Source organism: Phocaeicola plebeius (assembly GCF_003437535.1).
GTDB classification, from domain to species: Bacteria; Bacteroidota; Bacteroidia; order Bacteroidales; family Bacteroidaceae; genus Phocaeicola; species Phocaeicola plebeius_A.
In genome coordinates, this window is the sequence record NZ_QSQT01000011.1 from 90,311 (window position 1) to 106,879 (window position 16,569).

16 protein-coding genes are annotated in these 16,569 nt (G+C 48.7%); all 16 read right to left on the reverse strand.

Annotated elements, in window-relative coordinates:
* Window positions 1-10 precede the first annotated feature (10 nt).
* A complete protein-coding gene (atpD, locus tag DXD04_RS07345) occupies window positions 11-1,540 on the reverse strand; it encodes a F0F1 ATP synthase subunit beta (RefSeq protein ID WP_007558860.1) in 1,530 nt (509 codons plus the stop codon).
* A gap of 550 nt (window positions 1,541-2,090) precedes the next feature.
* Complete coding sequence (locus DXD04_RS07350; protein ID WP_117672275.1) at window positions 2,091-2,468, reverse strand: GxxExxY protein; 378 nt, start codon at window positions 2,466-2,468, stop codon at window positions 2,091-2,093.
* A 125-nt stretch (window positions 2,469-2,593) separates the two neighbouring features.
* Window positions 2,594-3,010: a lipocalin family protein gene (locus tag DXD04_RS07355; RefSeq protein WP_147330752.1), complete on the reverse strand. Its 417-nt coding sequence runs from the start codon at window positions 3,008-3,010 to the stop codon at window positions 2,594-2,596.
* Window positions 3,011-3,047: 37 nt separating this feature from the next.
* Complete coding sequence (locus DXD04_RS07360; protein WP_117672211.1) at window positions 3,048-4,235, reverse strand: ABC transporter permease; 1,188 nt, start codon at window positions 4,233-4,235, stop codon at window positions 3,048-3,050.
* 21 nt (window positions 4,236-4,256) lie between these two features.
* Window positions 4,257-4,901: an ATP-binding cassette domain-containing protein gene (locus DXD04_RS07365; RefSeq protein WP_117672277.1), complete on the reverse strand. Its 645-nt coding sequence runs from the start codon at window positions 4,899-4,901 to the stop codon at window positions 4,257-4,259.
* 70 nt (window positions 4,902-4,971) lie between these two features.
* Window positions 4,972-6,471 (reverse strand): DUF4836 family protein, encoded by a 1,500-nt coding sequence (locus tag DXD04_RS07370; protein WP_117672213.1) that lies wholly within the window; start codon window positions 6,469-6,471, stop codon window positions 4,972-4,974.
* Between the two features lie 30 nt (window positions 6,472-6,501).
* Window positions 6,502-7,203 carry a 16S rRNA (uracil(1498)-N(3))-methyltransferase gene (locus DXD04_RS07375; RefSeq protein ID WP_022053178.1) on the reverse strand — a complete coding sequence of 234 codons (702 nt, stop codon included), beginning with the start codon at window positions 7,201-7,203 and terminating at the stop codon, window positions 6,502-6,504.
* Between the two features lie 2 nt (window positions 7,204-7,205).
* Window positions 7,206-7,898 carry a DUF151 domain-containing protein gene (locus DXD04_RS07380; protein WP_117672215.1) on the reverse strand — a complete coding sequence of 231 codons (693 nt, stop codon included), beginning with the start codon at window positions 7,896-7,898 and terminating at the stop codon, window positions 7,206-7,208.
* Between the two features lie 13 nt (window positions 7,899-7,911).
* Window positions 7,912-9,177, reverse strand: a complete 1,266-nt coding sequence (locus DXD04_RS07385) for an MFS transporter (protein WP_117672217.1) — start codon at window positions 9,175-9,177, stop codon at window positions 7,912-7,914.
* A gap of 19 nt (window positions 9,178-9,196) precedes the next feature.
* On the reverse strand, window positions 9,197-11,680 hold the full coding sequence (locus DXD04_RS07390) for an SLBB domain-containing protein (RefSeq protein ID WP_117672219.1): 2,484 nt from the start codon (window positions 11,678-11,680) through the stop codon (window positions 9,197-9,199).
* Window positions 11,681-12,123: 443 nt separating this feature from the next.
* Complete coding sequence (locus DXD04_RS07395) at window positions 12,124-12,675, reverse strand: PIN domain-containing protein (RefSeq protein ID WP_117672221.1); 552 nt, start codon at window positions 12,673-12,675, stop codon at window positions 12,124-12,126.
* On the reverse strand, window positions 12,662-13,411 hold the full coding sequence (locus DXD04_RS07400) for an ImmA/IrrE family metallo-endopeptidase (protein ID WP_117672223.1): 750 nt from the start codon (window positions 13,409-13,411) through the stop codon (window positions 12,662-12,664). Before DXD04_RS07400 ends, DXD04_RS07395 begins: the two co-directional genes overlap by 14 nt.
* Window positions 13,395-13,733 (reverse strand): helix-turn-helix domain-containing protein, encoded by a 339-nt coding sequence (locus tag DXD04_RS07405; protein ID WP_022053187.1) that lies wholly within the window; start codon window positions 13,731-13,733, stop codon window positions 13,395-13,397. The genes DXD04_RS07400 and DXD04_RS07405 overlap by 17 nt, the downstream gene beginning before the upstream one ends.
* A 352-nt stretch (window positions 13,734-14,085) precedes the next feature.
* A complete protein-coding gene (locus tag DXD04_RS07410) occupies window positions 14,086-14,493 on the reverse strand; it encodes a HepT-like ribonuclease domain-containing protein (protein ID WP_117672225.1) in 408 nt (135 codons plus the stop codon).
* The gene (locus DXD04_RS07415) at window positions 14,477-14,770 is read right to left on the reverse strand and encodes a nucleotidyltransferase family protein (RefSeq protein ID WP_117672227.1); all 294 of its coding nucleotides are present in this window, start codon (window positions 14,768-14,770) and stop codon (window positions 14,477-14,479) included. The genes DXD04_RS07410 and DXD04_RS07415 overlap by 17 nt, the downstream gene beginning before the upstream one ends.
* A 330-nt stretch (window positions 14,771-15,100) precedes the next feature.
* Window positions 15,101-16,495, reverse strand: a complete 1,395-nt coding sequence (locus DXD04_RS07420; protein WP_117672229.1) for an ATP-binding protein — start codon at window positions 16,493-16,495, stop codon at window positions 15,101-15,103.
* Window positions 16,496-16,569: the final 74 nt, after the last annotated feature.

The window sequence follows — 16,569 nt, forward strand, 5'->3', positions numbered from 1 at the left end:
CTTTTACTTATTAACTCTTAGCCGCTTCCATCAGCTTCTTACCCTTCTCGATGGCATCCTCAATGGTACCCACGTTCAGGAAAGCCTGTTCAGGCAGATAGTCTACCTCGCCGTCCAGAATCATCTTGAATCCCTTGATGGTGTCTTCTATGGAAACCATCACGCCCGGCACGCCCGTAAACTGCTCGGCCACGGCAAACGGCTGCGAAAGGAATCGCTGCACGCGGCGGGCACGGTTCACCGTCAGACGGTCTTCATCCGAAAGTTCATCCATACCTAAGATAGAGATAATATCCTGAAGCTCCTTGTTGCGCTGCAGAATCTGTTTCACGCGCTGAGCCGTTTCGTAGTGCTCCTTGCCCACAATCAGCGGGTCGAGGATACGCGACGTAGAGTCCAGCGGGTCTACAGCCGGATAGATACCCAGCTCGGTAATCTTACGGCTCAACACCGTAGTGGCATCCAGGTGGGTAAAGGTAGTAGCCGGAGCAGGGTCGGTCAAGTCATCGGCCGGCACGTACACCGCCTGCACGGAAGTAATGGAGCCGTTCTTCGTAGAAGTGATACGTTCCTGCATCTGTCCCATTTCCGTAGCCAGTGTCGGCTGGTAACCTACTGCCGAAGGCATACGTCCCAACAAGGCTGAAACCTCAGAACCTGCCTGCGTAAAACGGAAGATGTTGTCGATAAAGAACAGGATATCGCGCGGACCGTTGTCGCCCGTCTGGCGGTCACGGAACGATTCGGCCAGTGTCAGACCCGACAAGGCTACTGACTGACGGGCACCGGGAGGCTCGTTCATCTGTCCGAACACCATGGCTACCTGCGATTTTTCCACTTCGTTGTAATCCACCTTCGAAAGGTCCCAGTTTCCTTCCTCCATGCTCTTGAGGAATTCGTCACCGTAGCGGATTACGCCTGATTCAATCATTTCTCTCAGCAAGTCGTTACCTTCACGGGTACGCTCACCCACTCCTGCAAACACGGAGAAACCATTGTGTTTCTTGGCAATGTTATTGATTAACTCTTTGATGAGCACGGTTTTTCCAACACCCGCCCCACCAAACAGACCGATTTTACCACCCTTCAGGTAAGGTTCCAGCAGGTCGATGACCTTGATACCGGTAAACAATACTTCCTGGGTAGTGGCCAGGTCTTCGAATTTCGGAGGTTCACGGTGAATAGGAAATCCGTCCGTCTTGTCCAGTTCTTTCATACCGTCAATGGTATCACCTACCACATTCATCACACGGCCCTTGATCTGGTTTCCGATAGGCATCGAAATCGGATGCCCCGTAGGAACGACTTCCATTCCGCGCTTCAACCCGTCCGTACTGTCCATGGCCACGCAGCGTACCGTGTCTTCACCGATATGCTGCTGCACTTCAATCACCAGCGTACGCCCGTCGTTACGGGCAATCGTCATGGCATCGTGGATTTTCGGCAAGGCGTGTTCCACGTCTTGTCCTTCTTCAAACTTGAAGTACACATCGACCACCGGACCGATTACCTGCGAAATGTGTCCAACGATTTTTGACATAAGCAATTATTTTAATTTAAAAAGAATGAATCATCCATGGTTCTTACCTATTAAACAAACGTCCCGGGTATTTGTTTAAAGTTTGACCATTTCTGTAACGCAAATTTACTGAATAAACTCTCATATATGTAACTCCATGTAACATTTTTTAGACTGATTCCCCTAATAATAGACATAAATCAAGAGATATCGGACAAATGGTTTTACACTTGTTTACACAGAGACGAAATATCTAAACAAATATTTACAAGATATTGTACGTGTGTGCGGTCACACATATTATTTTAGACAAAGAACATGACGTGCTATATGGGTGTATCTTTTTTATTTTAGACAGAAGAACATAAAGACAGATTTTTGTAGATGCAATCTTTCTTTTGTACTTATGTGCTTATGTCCGAAAAATAATAACTGCTATAGGATGTTGCCTTTTTGCTTTAGACAGAAGAACATAAGAACAGATTTTCTGTGTAAATATAAACTTATGTACTTTATGTTCTTATGTCCAAAAACATTCAAGAAATATCTTTCGATGCTTATGTCATAAAAATTATGAGCGTTTATACTCTCTGTACTTCCTTTTTATTTCTATACGGTCACCACCAAAATTAATGAGTAATCCATGGTCTTTATGAGTTGCCGTCAAATAATTAACCAGCTGAGTTTCGTGTATGGAAAGAAGATGTTGCACCGCTTTTAGTTCGATAATTATCTCTCCCTCTACAATAATATCTGCTCTAAACTCCCCTACAATCTCATCTTTATAATATACATTTATAGGGGTTTCAGAATCCGCATGAATACCTTTTTCCCTTAACTCTATCAACAATGCCTTTTGATACACCGACTCTAAAAAACCGGCTGCCAGATGCGTTCTTACATTGTATGCGCATTGAATAATTACCTTAATTAGGTCTTCTGTTTTCATACCCATAATATTACACAGTTAAAAATTCTTTTGTCTTTATGTTCTTATGTCTAAAAAATAATTGTCTTTATGTCTTACAAAAAAAGCCACATTACTGTGGCTCTTCTTTATATTAATATGTCTCGTTACACGCGCTTGAAGGTGTAGTTGCCTTCCTCGGTATACATCTCCGACTCAAAGGTACAATCGTACGAAGCTTGAATCTCCTCCTCCGTATACGACAGAATTACTACCCGTATGTTGCGGCCACGATTGTCCGACAGCGTCAGCACCCCCTTGCTCAGTGTCCAGTTGAACGACTCGCCACGAAACAAAGCCGTACCGCCACTTTTCACCGAGAGCGTCTGTCCCATGTGCTCAGGATCATTACGACCAGACTCACCTTCCGAATTTGTCCAGTCATTTGCCGTCACCTTCCATGTACCGATAATGTCATCTCTCGACACATCCACACCCGTCGGATCATCCATGCTACAGCTTGCCATTCCGGCCACCATCAGGATAAAGCTCAAAAAGAGCCATACGTTCTTTAGTTTCTTCATTTTCATTTGGTTTTACAGATAATATATAATGCTTATACTATTTCTTTCTCCAGATAGATTCCACTTTCCGCCTTACAGCCAGCACATTCAGCACCGATACCAGCAGGAAAAGTCCCCCGGCCGTCAGCAGCGCCGGCAGCAGACTGCCTTCCTGCAAGTCGGGCACCATCCGCCGCAGCATGTCCAGATACGCATCACGCGCCATCCACACCAGCAGCACACCCATGGCCGCCACCGCTGCGTTCAGCCCTACCGTAAGTACCTGATACGGACGCGCCACCGCCGCCGGACTGAAACCAATCATCAGCAGGTTCTCCAGCTTCTTCGTGTTCTTCTGCAACAGCAGGTAGATGCTCAGCATCAGCAGGTAGAACGACAGCACACTGATAATCAGTCCCACCGTGAGCACGATGCCTACCACCATCTTCAGGAACCACGTCGTCTTTCCCGCATCCAGCTTGTCGCCTTCCGTCTCATAGCCTTTCTGCTTGAAATACTTCGCGATGCGGTCGTCCGCCGGATTGTCCACCTCCACAATCAGTCGTGAGGGAGCCGTCTGCCCGCCATCACCCAATGTGGCGTTGGCCCATTCCATGAACGCCTGCGGCACCAGAATCGTGTTCAGCCGGTTGGAGAAACCCACGATACGTCCCTTCATGCGCTCCGTCCGTCCCCGTCCGCTCAGCCGCACGTCCAGCGTCATCATCCCCATCACGCCCTCCGAGAGCTGCGGCAGGTTGCGACTCTGTGCAAAGCCGAAGTTATAAAGGTTCAGGTAGTTGCGCGGGATGATGATAGGGATTTCCGTCTGTCCCTCGCGATACGTCCAGCCCTCCAGCCGCACGTCTACAAACTCGTCGGGCACCGACTCAAAGAACATCGCCGTAGAGAGCTGCATGCCCGCCATGCCCATGCCGGCCGACACCTGAAACTGTGCCGGAGTGAACGCTCCCGTCCGCTTGGCAAACGGCTGCGACTCCATGTCGGCTATGTCGGCACGCGAGAACGTACCTCCCTTGCCCACCAGGCTGCCCAGCGTGCTCACCTGCTTGCTCACAATCACGTAGTCCTTCTTCATGAAACTGTCGCCCTGCGTAAACACCGGCAACACGTCCTTGTAAAACTGTATGCCCAACAGCACAATCACCATACCGCACAGGTTGGCCAGGAAGAATCCTGCCAGCTGCGCCACACTGATGTGCTGCCTCAATAATTTCCAGATCATATCCGTCTTCGTTTTAATCCCTTACAAACTCAGCACCCTGTCATACTCCAGCGGCAGGTGCTTGCCGATGGACGTCACAATCACTCCCGCACCCTGACGAGCCGCTTCCTCCTTCAGGATACGCGCCATAATCTGCCCGTTGCCGTCGTCCAGGTGGCTCACCGGCTCATCCAGGAAGAAAAAGTCGGCCGGCTGACACAGCATCCGCACAAAAGCCACGCGCTGCTGCTGCCCGTACGACATCCTGGCCGCCTTCACGTCCCACTTGTCGGCGATGCCCAGCTGCTCAAACCAGTCCTTCACCTGCTGCTTGCGGCAGAAGCCCGTCAGCCCGTTCTTCAGCTGCACGTTCTCCCACGCCGTCAGCTCCCCGAACAGGCGGAGTTCCTGAAACAGCATGCCCAGCGACCGCTTGCGGATGTCCGTCCACTGCTTCACCGTGAGCTTCCGCACGTTCTCCCCATCGAAGGTGATAATCCCCTGGTAGTCCGTACGGTACCCGTAAATAAAACTGCAAAGCGACGACTTGCCCGTGCCCGACGCCGCTTCAATCAGATACATCTTTCCTTTCTGAAAAGCCATCTGCCGGTGCCACACGTCCGACACGATTCCGTCGCGTCCGGCGAATACCTCCGGCAGGGTCTGCTGTAATTCTATTGTGTCCATTTTATTCAATGAAGAATTAATAATGAAGAATGAAGAATGCTCTTCATTCTTCATTCTTCATTATTCACTATTAATTATTAACTATCTGTACCAGCTGCTTCAGCACATTCTCCTTGTGGTCCTTCAGTTGCAGCACCAGGCGAGCCTTGGTCGGTTCATCCGATTCGATGCTCAGGTAGTCCAGCATACCTACGTAAGGAATCTGCGGAAGTACGGCAGCCAGTGCCTGGAAGTTCACGTTCAGGTAGAAATGCTTGTCCTTCACGTCCTTGGCCCAGTCACAGTCTTTCAGCGACAGCCCCTTCACCTCACGGCCAATCAGGTCCTCCTGATTCGTCAGGTAGAAGCGGTCATCCTTCACGCCCAGCCAGAAAGACACCGGTCCGCGGCCCATGCCCAGCATGGCACCGTTGGCAACCACAAACTGATAAGCATTTTCACCCTTGTCCACCAGCCGCATCTGACCGTTGGTCATGGCCAGCATCGGTTTCAAGTCCTCAAACGTACGCATGAAGTCACCGTTTTTCACATCGGCATACAGGATGAAGCCCGGCTTCAACGACATCTCCGGCATGGCCACTGCCACGTCACCCTTCACCGCCTTGAAGATAGCCTCAAAGTCGAGCGGCATCATCGAGTTGTCCAGCTCCTGACGCACCGTCGGGTTCTCACGCAACAGCTCATACGCATTTTCACCGTTCACGTTGGCAGCCATCCAGAGCACCGTATTGGCAGGGAACACCTTCAGATACGTGCCGTCCAGTTCGCCGCTCACCTCCGCCTGCTTCTTCAGCAAGTCCTTGAACTTGCCCTCCAGCAGCGTCTCCACTTCCATCACGGCCCTTCCCGCCTGGAAATCGAGCGTAGAAAATATCTTTAAATCATTCAGGTTCAAGTCAGCCGGCAACCCCATCGTCACCGGGCCCAGGTAACTCTTCGGCATGGCGTTCAGCGAAGTCACCATGGCCACATCCTCGTCGGCATCCTCTAATTTCTTGAATTCCGGAGTGCCCGAATAGCCCTCCCCTTCTTTCTGGCGCAGCCACATCGAAGCCTGATGCTGAAAGTCCTTCGGGTTACCGTTGCCCGCCAGCATCAGAAACGCATCGTCCGTCCAGGCCATCAGTCCGCCGCCACCCACGGTCCAGCGGCAACCGTCACCGTCGGCAGGAGCCTCACACGCCTTCTGCTCCTGAAGCATGGCCATCAAATCTTCCAGTTTTCCCTTGTCGGCCATGCGCACCAGCACGCCGCCCATTTCCATCTGAGAAGCGGCAAAGAAATACACCCGGTCGGTCAGTCTCAACCCGCTCTCTTCCGGATTCTCCATCAGCTTGTCCACCAGGGCATCCGCACTGCCCTTCAGGCTCGATTTCATCATCTGCCCCATCGACTGCTTCACCTGGTCGTTCAGGTCACACTTCTGTGCCATCTCCATCAGGTCGAACGAGAACACTGCAGCCGCATCCTTTGGCAACGCATTGGTATACGCATTGTCTTCCCCGCAGGCAGACAACAGGAAAGCCATACCCAAGGCCAGGCTTCCCATCCATTTCCATGTCTTTTTCATAATGATTCTATTTAAAAGTTACACATCAGCTTATTCCGCGTGCGTCAGGTTCATCAGGTGTACGGCCACCAGTGCCGCCGTTTCCGTACGCAGGCGCGACTTGCCCAGACTCACTGCCTGAAAGCCCTTTTCTGCAGCCAGCGCCACTTCCTCCGGACTGAAATCCCCTTCCGGACCAATCAGCACCACGGCGTCCTCGTCCTTGCGGAGCACGTCGCGCAGCAGAGGCTTTTCCCCCTCATAGCAGTGGGCGATAAACTTCTGTCCCGTAAACTCCCGCTCCATAAAGCGGCGGAAGTCCGTCATCTCGTTCACCACCGGCTTGCGTGCCTTGAGCGACTGTTTCACGGCCGACACCACGATTTTCTCCACCCGTTCCGTCTTGATGACCTTCCGTTCCGAGAAACGGCAGTTCAGAAACGTCAGCTCGTCGAAACCGATTTCCGTAGCCTTCTCCGCCAGCCATTCCATGCGGTCCATGTTCTTCGTAGGCGCCAGAGCCAGGTGCAGGTGCCCCTTCCAGAAAGGCTCCTGCTCCGTTTTCTCCACCACCTTCACCACACAGCGTTTCTGCGTAGCTGCCGAAATGACCGCCCGGTAAAAGCATCCCTTTCCGTCGGTCAGCATAATCTCCTCGCCCACTCCCAGGCGCAGCACCCGCAGGCAGTGGCCCGCTTCTTCTTCCGGCAGCTCCAGCGTCTGCGCAATATCCGGTGTATAAAACACGTGCATAATTACAATTCTTTTTCTAAATCCTCCAAATCTTCGTAATCTTCCTCTTCTTCTTTGTTGCGGGTCGCCATTTCCTGCTTAATCAGTTCCGCATACTCATAGTCCTCGCGGCGGATGGCATCCTCCATCTCCCGCTCCAGCCCTTTCAGCGGCATCAACCGCAGCAGCAGCGCCTTCGTGTTAGGCACAGACTTGGTAAAGCCCGAACGGGGGTCTTCCAGGAACTTCGCGTTCACATAGAACGGAACACCGGCTATCAGACTCACCACCAGCGCGTCGAACAGTGTCAGCTGCATCTCCATCACCGAGCCGTCCTCCTTGCGCAGAGTCACAATCGCACGGTGCAGCAACTTCACCTTGTCCTTTACCACTACCTTTTCCACGGTAACACCCAGCTCCTTCAGAATATGCACCGTCTGATAAGGCAGCGTGGCATCCGTGCCTTCCGGGTCGTTAACAGCCGCGTACAGCAAGTCCGCCTCGTCGGGGTTGATAATCCCCAACATCATCCGGTGCGGTTCGTTCACCTCCTCCAGCAGCAGCTTGAAGTTCTGCCCGTCCAGCATCATAATATCCATCTTCTCCTCATCGTCCATCACCTGATCAAATGTCAGGTGCCCGATCAGTTTATCCACATTCATGGCCTCGTCAATGGTACGGACCCGCATTTCTACAAATTCGTCTTTCTTTTCCATTTTCACATTCTAATTACTCGTTATCTACTTTATGTTTGTATTTAAATACCAGTGCAAAAGTCACCGCCACTACCAGCGCGTAGGCCGCAAACACGAACCACGCCCGGCTCCAGCCTTCCACCTGCGGTGCCTGCGAATTGAAGTCCACGAAGCAGTTCACCACCGCCTGCGCACTCAGCGTACCCACCGTGGCTCCGATACCGTTCGTCATGATGATGAACAGTCCCTGCGCACTCGAGCGGATAGACAGGTCCGTCTCCTTGTCGACAAACAGCGAGCCCGACACGTTGAAGAAGTCGAATGCCACGCCATACACAATCATCGACAGCACGAACATCCACACCCCGCTGCCCGGGTCACCCAGGCCGAAGAGTCCGAAGCGCAGTACCCACGCCACCATGGCAATCAGCATCACCTTCTTGATGCCGAGGCGTCCCAGGAAGAACGGAATCAGCAGGATACAGCACGTCTCACTGATCTGCGAGAGCGAAATCAGCAGGTTGGCATGCTGCACGCCAAAGGTATTGGCATATTCCGGAATGGCGCTGAAGCTCGTGATAAACGGATTGGCAAAGCCGTTGGTAATCTGCAAGGACACACCCAGCAGCATCGAGAAGATGAAGAACACCGCCATCTTGCGGTTCTTGAAGAGCAGAAACGCCCTCAGTCCCAATGCCTCTACCAGCGACTTCTGTCCGCCCTGTGCGCGGCTCACCGGACATTCCGGCAGCGTCTGGGCATATACGGCCAGCACCACGCCCCATGCCGCACAGGTAAAGAACTGCATGTAGTTCGACTGGAATCCCAGTAAATCTACCAGCCACATGGAACAAATGAAACCGATGGTCCCGAACGTACGTATCGGCGGAAACGCCTTGATGGTATCCAGCCCTGCCTTGTCCAGCGCCGTATAAGCCACCGAGTTCGACAAAGCCAGCGTAGGCATGTAAAACGCCACACTCACGGAGTAGAACGAGAACAGCGGTGCAAATTCCACCTGCAGTCCCGTAGTCATGGCATAATAGCCCGCTCCACCCATAAACAGGGCCGCCAACAGATGGCTCAGCCCCAGCAACCGTTGCGCCGGAATCCAGCGGTCAGCCACAATACCCAACACAGCCGGCATGAACAGGGACACAATCCCCTGCATGGCGTAAAAAATTCCGATATGTCCGCCTAATCCCACACCCGCCAGGTACGTACCCATTGAGGTAAGATACGCTCCCCACACGGCAAACTGCAGGAAGTTCATGACAATCAGTCTCATTTTCATGTTCATATACTCATAGATTTAAAGGTTATTTCATCATCGTAGCCAGTGAAGCCAGCATCGTAGCCAGTGAAGCAAACGAAGTCGCATTCGATACTATGTTCGCAAAGTTGAACTTCTTCGTCTTGTTCGGTACCACGATTTCGCAGCCCGGCTCAATCTGTTTCTTGCCGCTGCCCTTCACTTCGGCCACCTGTCCGTTCATATAAATAATGAACTTCTGGCTCTTCTTGGCGTTGGCAGAGTAACCGCCCGCCTGGCTCAGGTAATACTTCACGCTCTTGCCTGCCGCATACGATACCGTGTTCGGCATCATCACCGCTCCGTTCACCTTCACCGTATTATTATATTCCGGCACGGTCAGCACATCGCCCTCGCGCAGCACCAGGTCAGCGTCTCCGCCCGGGTTCGCCAGTGCAGCTTCCAGGTCGATACCTACCGTAAACGTACTGTCCACCTTCAGTCCCAGCGTGTTGGCCATGGCATCACCGATTTCACGGCGCATCATCTTCACCACATCCTCCATGCGGCGCAGCTCCTCCTCGTTGGCCACGCGGCGCAACTTCGCTCCACGCACATACGCATAGCGGCTCACCCCGCCGGCACGCTGAATCAGGCTGCTCAGACGTTCACTCTTCGTGTTCAGCGTATAGTCACCGCGGAACAGCACCTCACCGTCCACCGTCACGTTCACCTGCTCGTTGTAGCTCGGGCTGCGGCGCACAAACACCTGGTCGTACGGCTGCAGTTCAAATCCCGCTTCACCGTCCACCACGAAACCATCCTTCAGTCCGAACGAGAAATTCTGTCCGATTACGTCCGGCTCCGTCGTCCCTCTCGGGTCACGGATGCGTCGTGACACGTCCACACGCACCAGCGAAGCCGATTCCTTCAAACCGCCCGCTGTAATCACCAGGTCCTCCAGGCTCATGTGGTCGGCATACGTATAGCTACCCGGCTTGTTCACCTCACCGCTGATGGTCACCTTCCCCATGTCCTGCAAGTCGTGGATGCTCGGGATATACAAAATGTCATTCTTCTGCAAGGCAATGTCGGGCGACGTACCGTTCAGAATACCCTGAATGTCAACCGGCAACACCTCCTTCGTCAGGTTCTCCCGTTCGCGATACAACACCGCACGTCCTGTAAAGGCATCCCCCAGCAAACCGTCGGCCTTCTCCACCAGCTGGCGTACCGTGTTCAGCGAACCGCTCAACTCGAATACCCCCGGGTGATACACAGCCCCTTTCACTTCCAGACGGTTGTTGAAGCGGTTCAGAATCGAATCCACCGAAATCACGTCCCCGTCTAATAATTTAAACGCAGAATAGTCTATATCGTTCACCGTTTTCACGGAAAATTCTTTACCGTCCTTACGCAACACCCTGATACTCTTCTTGTAAGCATCCGAAGCAAAACCACCGGCATACTTCAGCAAAGTGGCAGCCGATTCCCCGTTCTTCATTTCGTAGAACATCGGACGCTTCACCTTACCCGTAATCTTCACCAGCTCGTCGTAGGTAGGCACAATCACCACGTCGCCGTCCTGCAGGCGGATGTCGTCCTGAATCTGCCCCTTCATGATGTACTCATACACGTCCAGACGGGCAAACGTCTTGCCGCCGCGGGCCACCTGCACGTTACGCAAGCTACCGATGTCGCTCACACCACCTGCCACGTACAGCGCATGGAATACCGTCGAGAGCGACGACAGCGAATACGTACCCGGCGCCATCACTTCCCCCATCACGTTCACCTGGATGGTACGGATATTTCCCAATGTCACCTGGATGTTATTGCCCGAATCCGCATAAATCTTTCCAAGTTCCTGCTTCAGCAGCTGGCGTGCATCCTGAATCGTCATGTTGTTCAGGTACACCGGACCCAGGTTGATGATGTTCACATAGCCGTCGGGCGAAATCTCCAGCCGCATGGTGTTCTGGCTAGCGCCCCACACGTCGATAATCACCTCGTCACCCGGTCCCAGGCGGTAGTTTTCCGGCGTAGCCATGCTCAGGTTAGGCTGGAAAGTCAGCTGTTCAATGTTGAAGATATTCCGTCCGAACACATCGTTCTCGCTGGTAACCACCGTCGTCAGGTTGCGGCGTTTCTTCATGGTCTTCTGCATGTCTTCCGACCACATACTCTTGTCCACGTTTGTCGAACTTGTCTCCAGGAATTCCGAAGCATCCTCTTCCGTACCGGTCGCAGTAGTTTTCCGGGCCCGTGAACCAGAGCCCAGCAGCGAGCTGTCTTCCCCCGTCAGAGAACCGCTGCCCGATGTCGACGCGCCCGTCGAACCCGAATACATGGACTTCAATCGCAGCAACTGCTCCTGAGTGGCCCCCTTGGCCAGCAGCTCCATCGCAATGGTTTGCTGGTCCTTGCCCTGTTGAAGCGCCTGTTGCACATATTCTATCACCTGGTTGTCGGTCATTCCGCTCTGGGCATACGCAACGGATCCCCCCAGCAGGAACAGACACAATGCCAATCTTACAAACTGTCTTCTCATTCTGTCTTTCATTTTAGTTTTAAGGACAAAGATACATTATTGAAAACGAATCACCAAGCGCTTAGCCCCGGAATCTCCATTCCAAGCAGAAAAAACCGGTGTAAAAATTCCGCTTCCCTGTTTTAAAACATAAAAATAGTTAATTCAATGCAGATTTTCGCCCCAATTATATGTTTCATAACATAAAAACCTTACCTTTGCATCGTGTTTTTCATGGTATTAGATTTAAGGTTAATGAAGATTGGGAGTCTGGGAAGATTCCCTTTTTTTATGTCTATTTTTTATGTCTTTTTTTAGACAAAAGAACAGAAGAACATATTGAGTTAAAAGGTAATAGTTAAAAAGTAAAAGCGGCAAGTAATCACAAAAAAACGGAAGAGTCCCCCCGTTCTTCATTATTCATTCTTAATTCTTCATTATTTTTCATTCTTCATTATTCACTATCAAAACGTACTGATGTATTCCGGAGCCTGATAAACAGTAATATCGTCAACTGGAAATTTCGCTTTGTTTTTCGCCTTTGCCTCCACCATGAACCGATTACATTCATCACTGGTAAAAATCCCCTTATTCATTGCAATAGTCAGCACATCCAGCGTTCCAATATATTCAATGCCATTCTCATCACAATAAGGAGCCACATCCCGAAAGTTACTACTTGCGATAACCTCCTGTCCAAAACGCGCCATCGACATACAGGCCCGTTCTCCGTCCCCCAGCATCGGATTCTCTTTTTTAAGCCGGAAAAACTCTCGCCGGATATTTTCATTGGCATAAGGGAGAGCAATCTTGCATACCTTGCAGCGCTCCATCCACTTGTCCACCTTCCGTTTCCTGTCCGGTTCCGTAGGATGATAGCTGGCCTCCTTGTACACATTCTCTACAATCATCACGGCATGAGGCTGCAGAATTTCCGTCAGCCTGTCTATATAACCGGTAGCCATGAAATGAGAGATGACATCGGCATCCACCAATATTACTTTATTCCTCCCCATATACCTCTTGAGAAACATTAATTTCCATATCCATCAGCAACGAGTAATACTTCGCCTGAGAAATACGCCCCTTATCATATAATTCACGAGCTTTCAAGTTATAATCTCCCACCAGCTCCGTCTGATAAGTAGGATAATACAACTGCGTATTATAACCATATTCGATTGCCGAAGCAACCACATTTTTCTGGTAAAGGTCAAACGTTTTCTTGGTAATCCATTTCAAGTCCTTCAGCCGGGTAAGAAGTGCCGCCCTTGAGCAAAGAAAATTCTGCTCCACCTTCAGAAGAGTAGCCAAGGTTATTTTGTCAACCTGCTGTTCATCGGCAGGAACCAGTTCCTTCAACCCCATTTCCGGAAGCAGAAGGTAGGCTGCAAACACATCGGCATTATACTCTTCCTCCTCTTTTTTATTAAACAGCCCCGCATTGTTCTGCGACACCTTAAAATCTTTCTGATACAACAAGTGATACAACTCATGACAGGCAGTAAAACGCTGCTTGGCATAAGACAAAGCCGTATTTATCAACATAAAATACTTGTCAGAAGAAGATTCGTTTCCCTTTATCCGGATTGCCATGCCCGAAAAATTATCATCCAGCTTCTTAAACCACGTAAGCACGTGCTTTTCTTTCAATATCTGATGAATGCGCACAGGGTCCTTTGTAGTCACGTGCATCTCCTCCCGCAACCTGGTTGCAAGACATTCCAGTTCAACTTTACTTCTCAAGCTCATTGCACATCTGAATATAATTTCTGACTATTTTCTGAAATTGAGAAATCTGACCAAGATTTCCAATATTTCCCGTCTTACGATACGCACAGGCCACAGATGTCTGAAAAAGCTGTTCATTTTCCTCCATCAGATCGTATTCATCCACGTTATACAGAGTGGCCAGTTTCTCCATTGCCTCCAAAGGAACTACAGTCTCCCCTTTTTCATATTTCACGTATGCCGGCTGACTGATACCTAAATAATCACTGATTTCCTGCTGGGTATAGTTCAAATGCTCACGAAAAGCCTTGATATTTTTCCCGATTACCTGATCAAGTCCCATATTTTATCAATTAAATGATTCGTTTGCAAAGATACTCATTTTTAAGTTATAAAAGCAGAAAATACAAATAAAATCAACCCGATTTATAACTTTTATTTATAGAACCAAAAGCAAAGGGTGAAGAATGAGAATATTCCTTTTTGTTTTTAGACAAAAGAACAGAAGAACATATTGAGTTAAAAGTGAAAAGTTAAAAAGTAAAAGCGGTGAGCGTATCACGTTTTCACTTTTCATTCTTCATCATTATTAAAATTATGTCTTTTTGTTCTTATGTCATAATAAAAAAAACGGAAGAGTCACCCCTCCCGTTCTTCATTATTCATTCTTAATTCTTCATTATTCACTCTTCATTCTATGACAAGAATAAGCTGTCATGCTTACCTGCTTCCACGTCTGACAAAATTTGCTTTACACAAACAACCAGTTCAGGAAGATACTTTTTGATTATACCAAATATCTGAATGGGGTCTACATTCCCATATTCATGCGAAATAATATTTCGACATCCGAATACGCCTCGCCAATAGACTTGCGGATAATGCGCAAACAACAGAGACGATGTACGATCATCTATCTTCTTAGCCGTTTCACCTACTACCTGTATCAGCATACATGCTGCATCAAATTTTTCCATTCTGTCCGGCGATGTAAGAAAATCCTGTGCACACGTAATCGACTGATTTCTGTTTATCACGAGAGTAGCTTTTTCCAGAATCAGCTCCAATAAATCAATCAATATTTCTTTAGATATAGATCGCATCTTTAAGGATATTCTTTTTTAACGTTGGACGAAGTGACTCTCTAAAGTTCACTAAATCAATAGAAGAATGGAGCAAAACTTCAAGTTCTTCTTTAATCTGCTCCATCACGAAAAAGTCCGGTTCCTGCAGACAGATAAAAACATCCACATCACTTTTTTCATCTTGCTGCTGGCGCGCATAGGAGCCAAACAACCCCATGAACTTTATTTTATATTTCGAAGCCGATTGTGCTTTGAATATTTTCAGTCTGTTGATGATGTCTGTTGTACTAACCATAGCTTGCAGAGATGAAGTTTACACAAAGAAACATAAAAACTTTCATCTTTCCAACTTAATCGCATAAGTTTTTCAAACGATACGCCTCACAGAAACATGTTGTTTCTTTAGACAAAAGAACAGAAGAAGGTATTGAGTTAAAAGTGAAAAGTTAAAAAGTAAAAGCGGCGAGCGTATTGCATTTTCACTTTTCATTCTTCACCATTATTGAAATTATGTCTTTTTGTTCTTATGTCATAACAAAAAAAAGAACGGAAGAGTCACCCCTCCCGTCCTTCACTATATTAATTCTTCATTCTTAATTCTTCACTCTTCATTCTTCATTATTTTTCATTCTTCATTATTCAACGCACTCACATCAACATCAGGAATGATAACGTCTGCAAGTTTGTCGTTTACAAGAAATCCCATGTATAGTGGAATAGTAAGAATATCTCCATCACGGCCTACGTTATATTGCCCTAACTTGATTGCATTCTTAACATGATACACGTCCTTATTTTTAAGAACCGTTGTCATGCTTTTTGCTTTACCAGACTTTGCCTTAATTTCAAGGAGAACACATTCGCCTTTGAACCTTACCAGGAAGTCCAGTTCAAGCCCGCTGTCCTTATGGAAATAGTACAGTTTCTGACCGGACTTACACAGAAAATCCGCCATGAGGTTCTCAAAGATAGCTCCCTTATATCCAAGAAGATTTCCCTTTAAAATATCCGCCTGAGTACCATAGTCGAGCATTGCCACAAGAATACCTATATCAGTTGTGTACACTTTGAAACAGTCTTTAATAGCATTCCCCTCTAACGGCAATTCCGTAGTCTGTGTGTTATAGCATCTACGGATAATCCCTGCATCTTCCAGCCACTGAATACTGCCGATGTATTGAGCAGACCTTCCTCCCTTTTTGACAACTGAATACTGGAATTTCTTGTTCTCTTTAGCCAGTTGCTTCGGAATAGATTCAAAACATTCCCGAATATTGGGTTTATCCGCATCCTCTGCATATTTAACCATATCTTCTTCGTATCCGGCAATAAGATTTCGCTGCAACTTATAGATAAGTTCGATATTCCTGGTTTTAAGGAAGCAATTCACCACTTCCGGCAGCCCTCCGACAATCACATATCTGTACAGCATCTCCATCATGACCTTATGAATCCCGTCAGGAACAGCCTTTTCGTTCTCAAAGCATGATTTTACAGAATCAATAACTGTCTGACCGATTCCGTTTGCCCATAGAAACTCTTCAAAATCCAATGGATACATGTCAATCACGGTTTCGTATCCGACCGGAACAGAATCTTGCCCTACATCCTCCTTCTTTTTCTTACTTTGACCATAACCTTTTACCCCCAAAAGCGAACCTGTGGCAATGACATCGAAACGCCCGTCTATATGAAATGACTTCAAGGCAGTCCTTGCTTCCCTACACTCTTGAATCTCGTCAAGAATAATACAAGTCTTCCCTTCAATGAAACGACTGCCCTGAATCAAAGCAGAGAGGTTGAGAATGATGGTATCCACATCTATATTGCCGGTAAAGGCAGACTTGTTGTCAGGCTCAAGAATGAAATTCATATAGACCACACTTTCATAATTCTCCCTTGCGAATTTCTGAACAATGTATGTCTTTCCACACTGGCGGATACCTTTTATTACAAGAGGCTTTCTGTCCTCAGACCGTTTCCAGTCGGCTAAATATGTTTCTATCTTCCTTTTAAGCATGGTGTAATCTTATTTCCCAACGACGAAATTACACTTTTTCCAGCGAATAAACCAACATTCGACACATTTTTTCA

Excerpts from the sequence above, each read along its gene's own strand:
- atpD (WP_007558860.1), bottom strand. The coding sequence starts at position 1,540 with ATGTCAAAAATCGTTGGACACATTTCGCAGGTAATCGGTCCGGTGGTC.
- DXD04_RS07350 (WP_117672275.1), bottom strand. The coding sequence starts at position 2,468 with ATGAAAACAGAAGACCTAATTAAGGTAATTATTCAATGCGCATACAAT.
- DXD04_RS07355 (WP_147330752.1), bottom strand. The coding sequence starts at position 3,010 with ATGAAGAAACTAAAGAACGTATGGCTCTTTTTGAGCTTTATCCTGATG.
- DXD04_RS07360 (WP_117672211.1), bottom strand. The coding sequence starts at position 4,235 with ATGATCTGGAAATTATTGAGGCAGCACATCAGTGTGGCGCAGCTGGCA.
- DXD04_RS07365 (WP_117672277.1), bottom strand. The coding sequence starts at position 4,901 with ATGGACACAATAGAATTACAGCAGACCCTGCCGGAGGTATTCGCCGGA.
- DXD04_RS07370 (WP_117672213.1), bottom strand. The coding sequence starts at position 6,471 with ATGAAAAAGACATGGAAATGGATGGGAAGCCTGGCCTTGGGTATGGCT.
- DXD04_RS07375 (WP_022053178.1), bottom strand. The coding sequence starts at position 7,203 with ATGCACGTGTTTTATACACCGGATATTGCGCAGACGCTGGAGCTGCCG.
- DXD04_RS07380 (WP_117672215.1), bottom strand. The coding sequence starts at position 7,898 with ATGGAAAAGAAAGACGAATTTGTAGAAATGCGGGTCCGTACCATTGAC.
- DXD04_RS07385 (WP_117672217.1), bottom strand. The coding sequence starts at position 9,177 with ATGAACATGAAAATGAGACTGATTGTCATGAACTTCCTGCAGTTTGCC.
- DXD04_RS07390 (WP_117672219.1), bottom strand. The coding sequence starts at position 11,680 with ATGAGAAGACAGTTTGTAAGATTGGCATTGTGTCTGTTCCTGCTGGGG.
- DXD04_RS07395 (WP_117672221.1), bottom strand. The coding sequence starts at position 12,675 with ATGGGGAGGAATAAAGTAATATTGGTGGATGCCGATGTCATCTCTCAT.
- DXD04_RS07400 (WP_117672223.1), bottom strand. The coding sequence starts at position 13,411 with ATGAGCTTGAGAAGTAAAGTTGAACTGGAATGTCTTGCAACCAGGTTG.
- DXD04_RS07405 (WP_022053187.1), bottom strand. The coding sequence starts at position 13,733 with ATGGGACTTGATCAGGTAATCGGGAAAAATATCAAGGCTTTTCGTGAG.
- DXD04_RS07410 (WP_117672225.1), bottom strand. The coding sequence starts at position 14,493 with ATGCGATCTATATCTAAAGAAATATTGATTGATTTATTGGAGCTGATT.
- DXD04_RS07415 (WP_117672227.1), bottom strand. The coding sequence starts at position 14,770 with ATGGTTAGTACAACAGACATCATCAACAGACTGAAAATATTCAAAGCA.
- DXD04_RS07420 (WP_117672229.1), bottom strand. The coding sequence starts at position 16,495 with ATGCTTAAAAGGAAGATAGAAACATATTTAGCCGACTGGAAACGGTCT.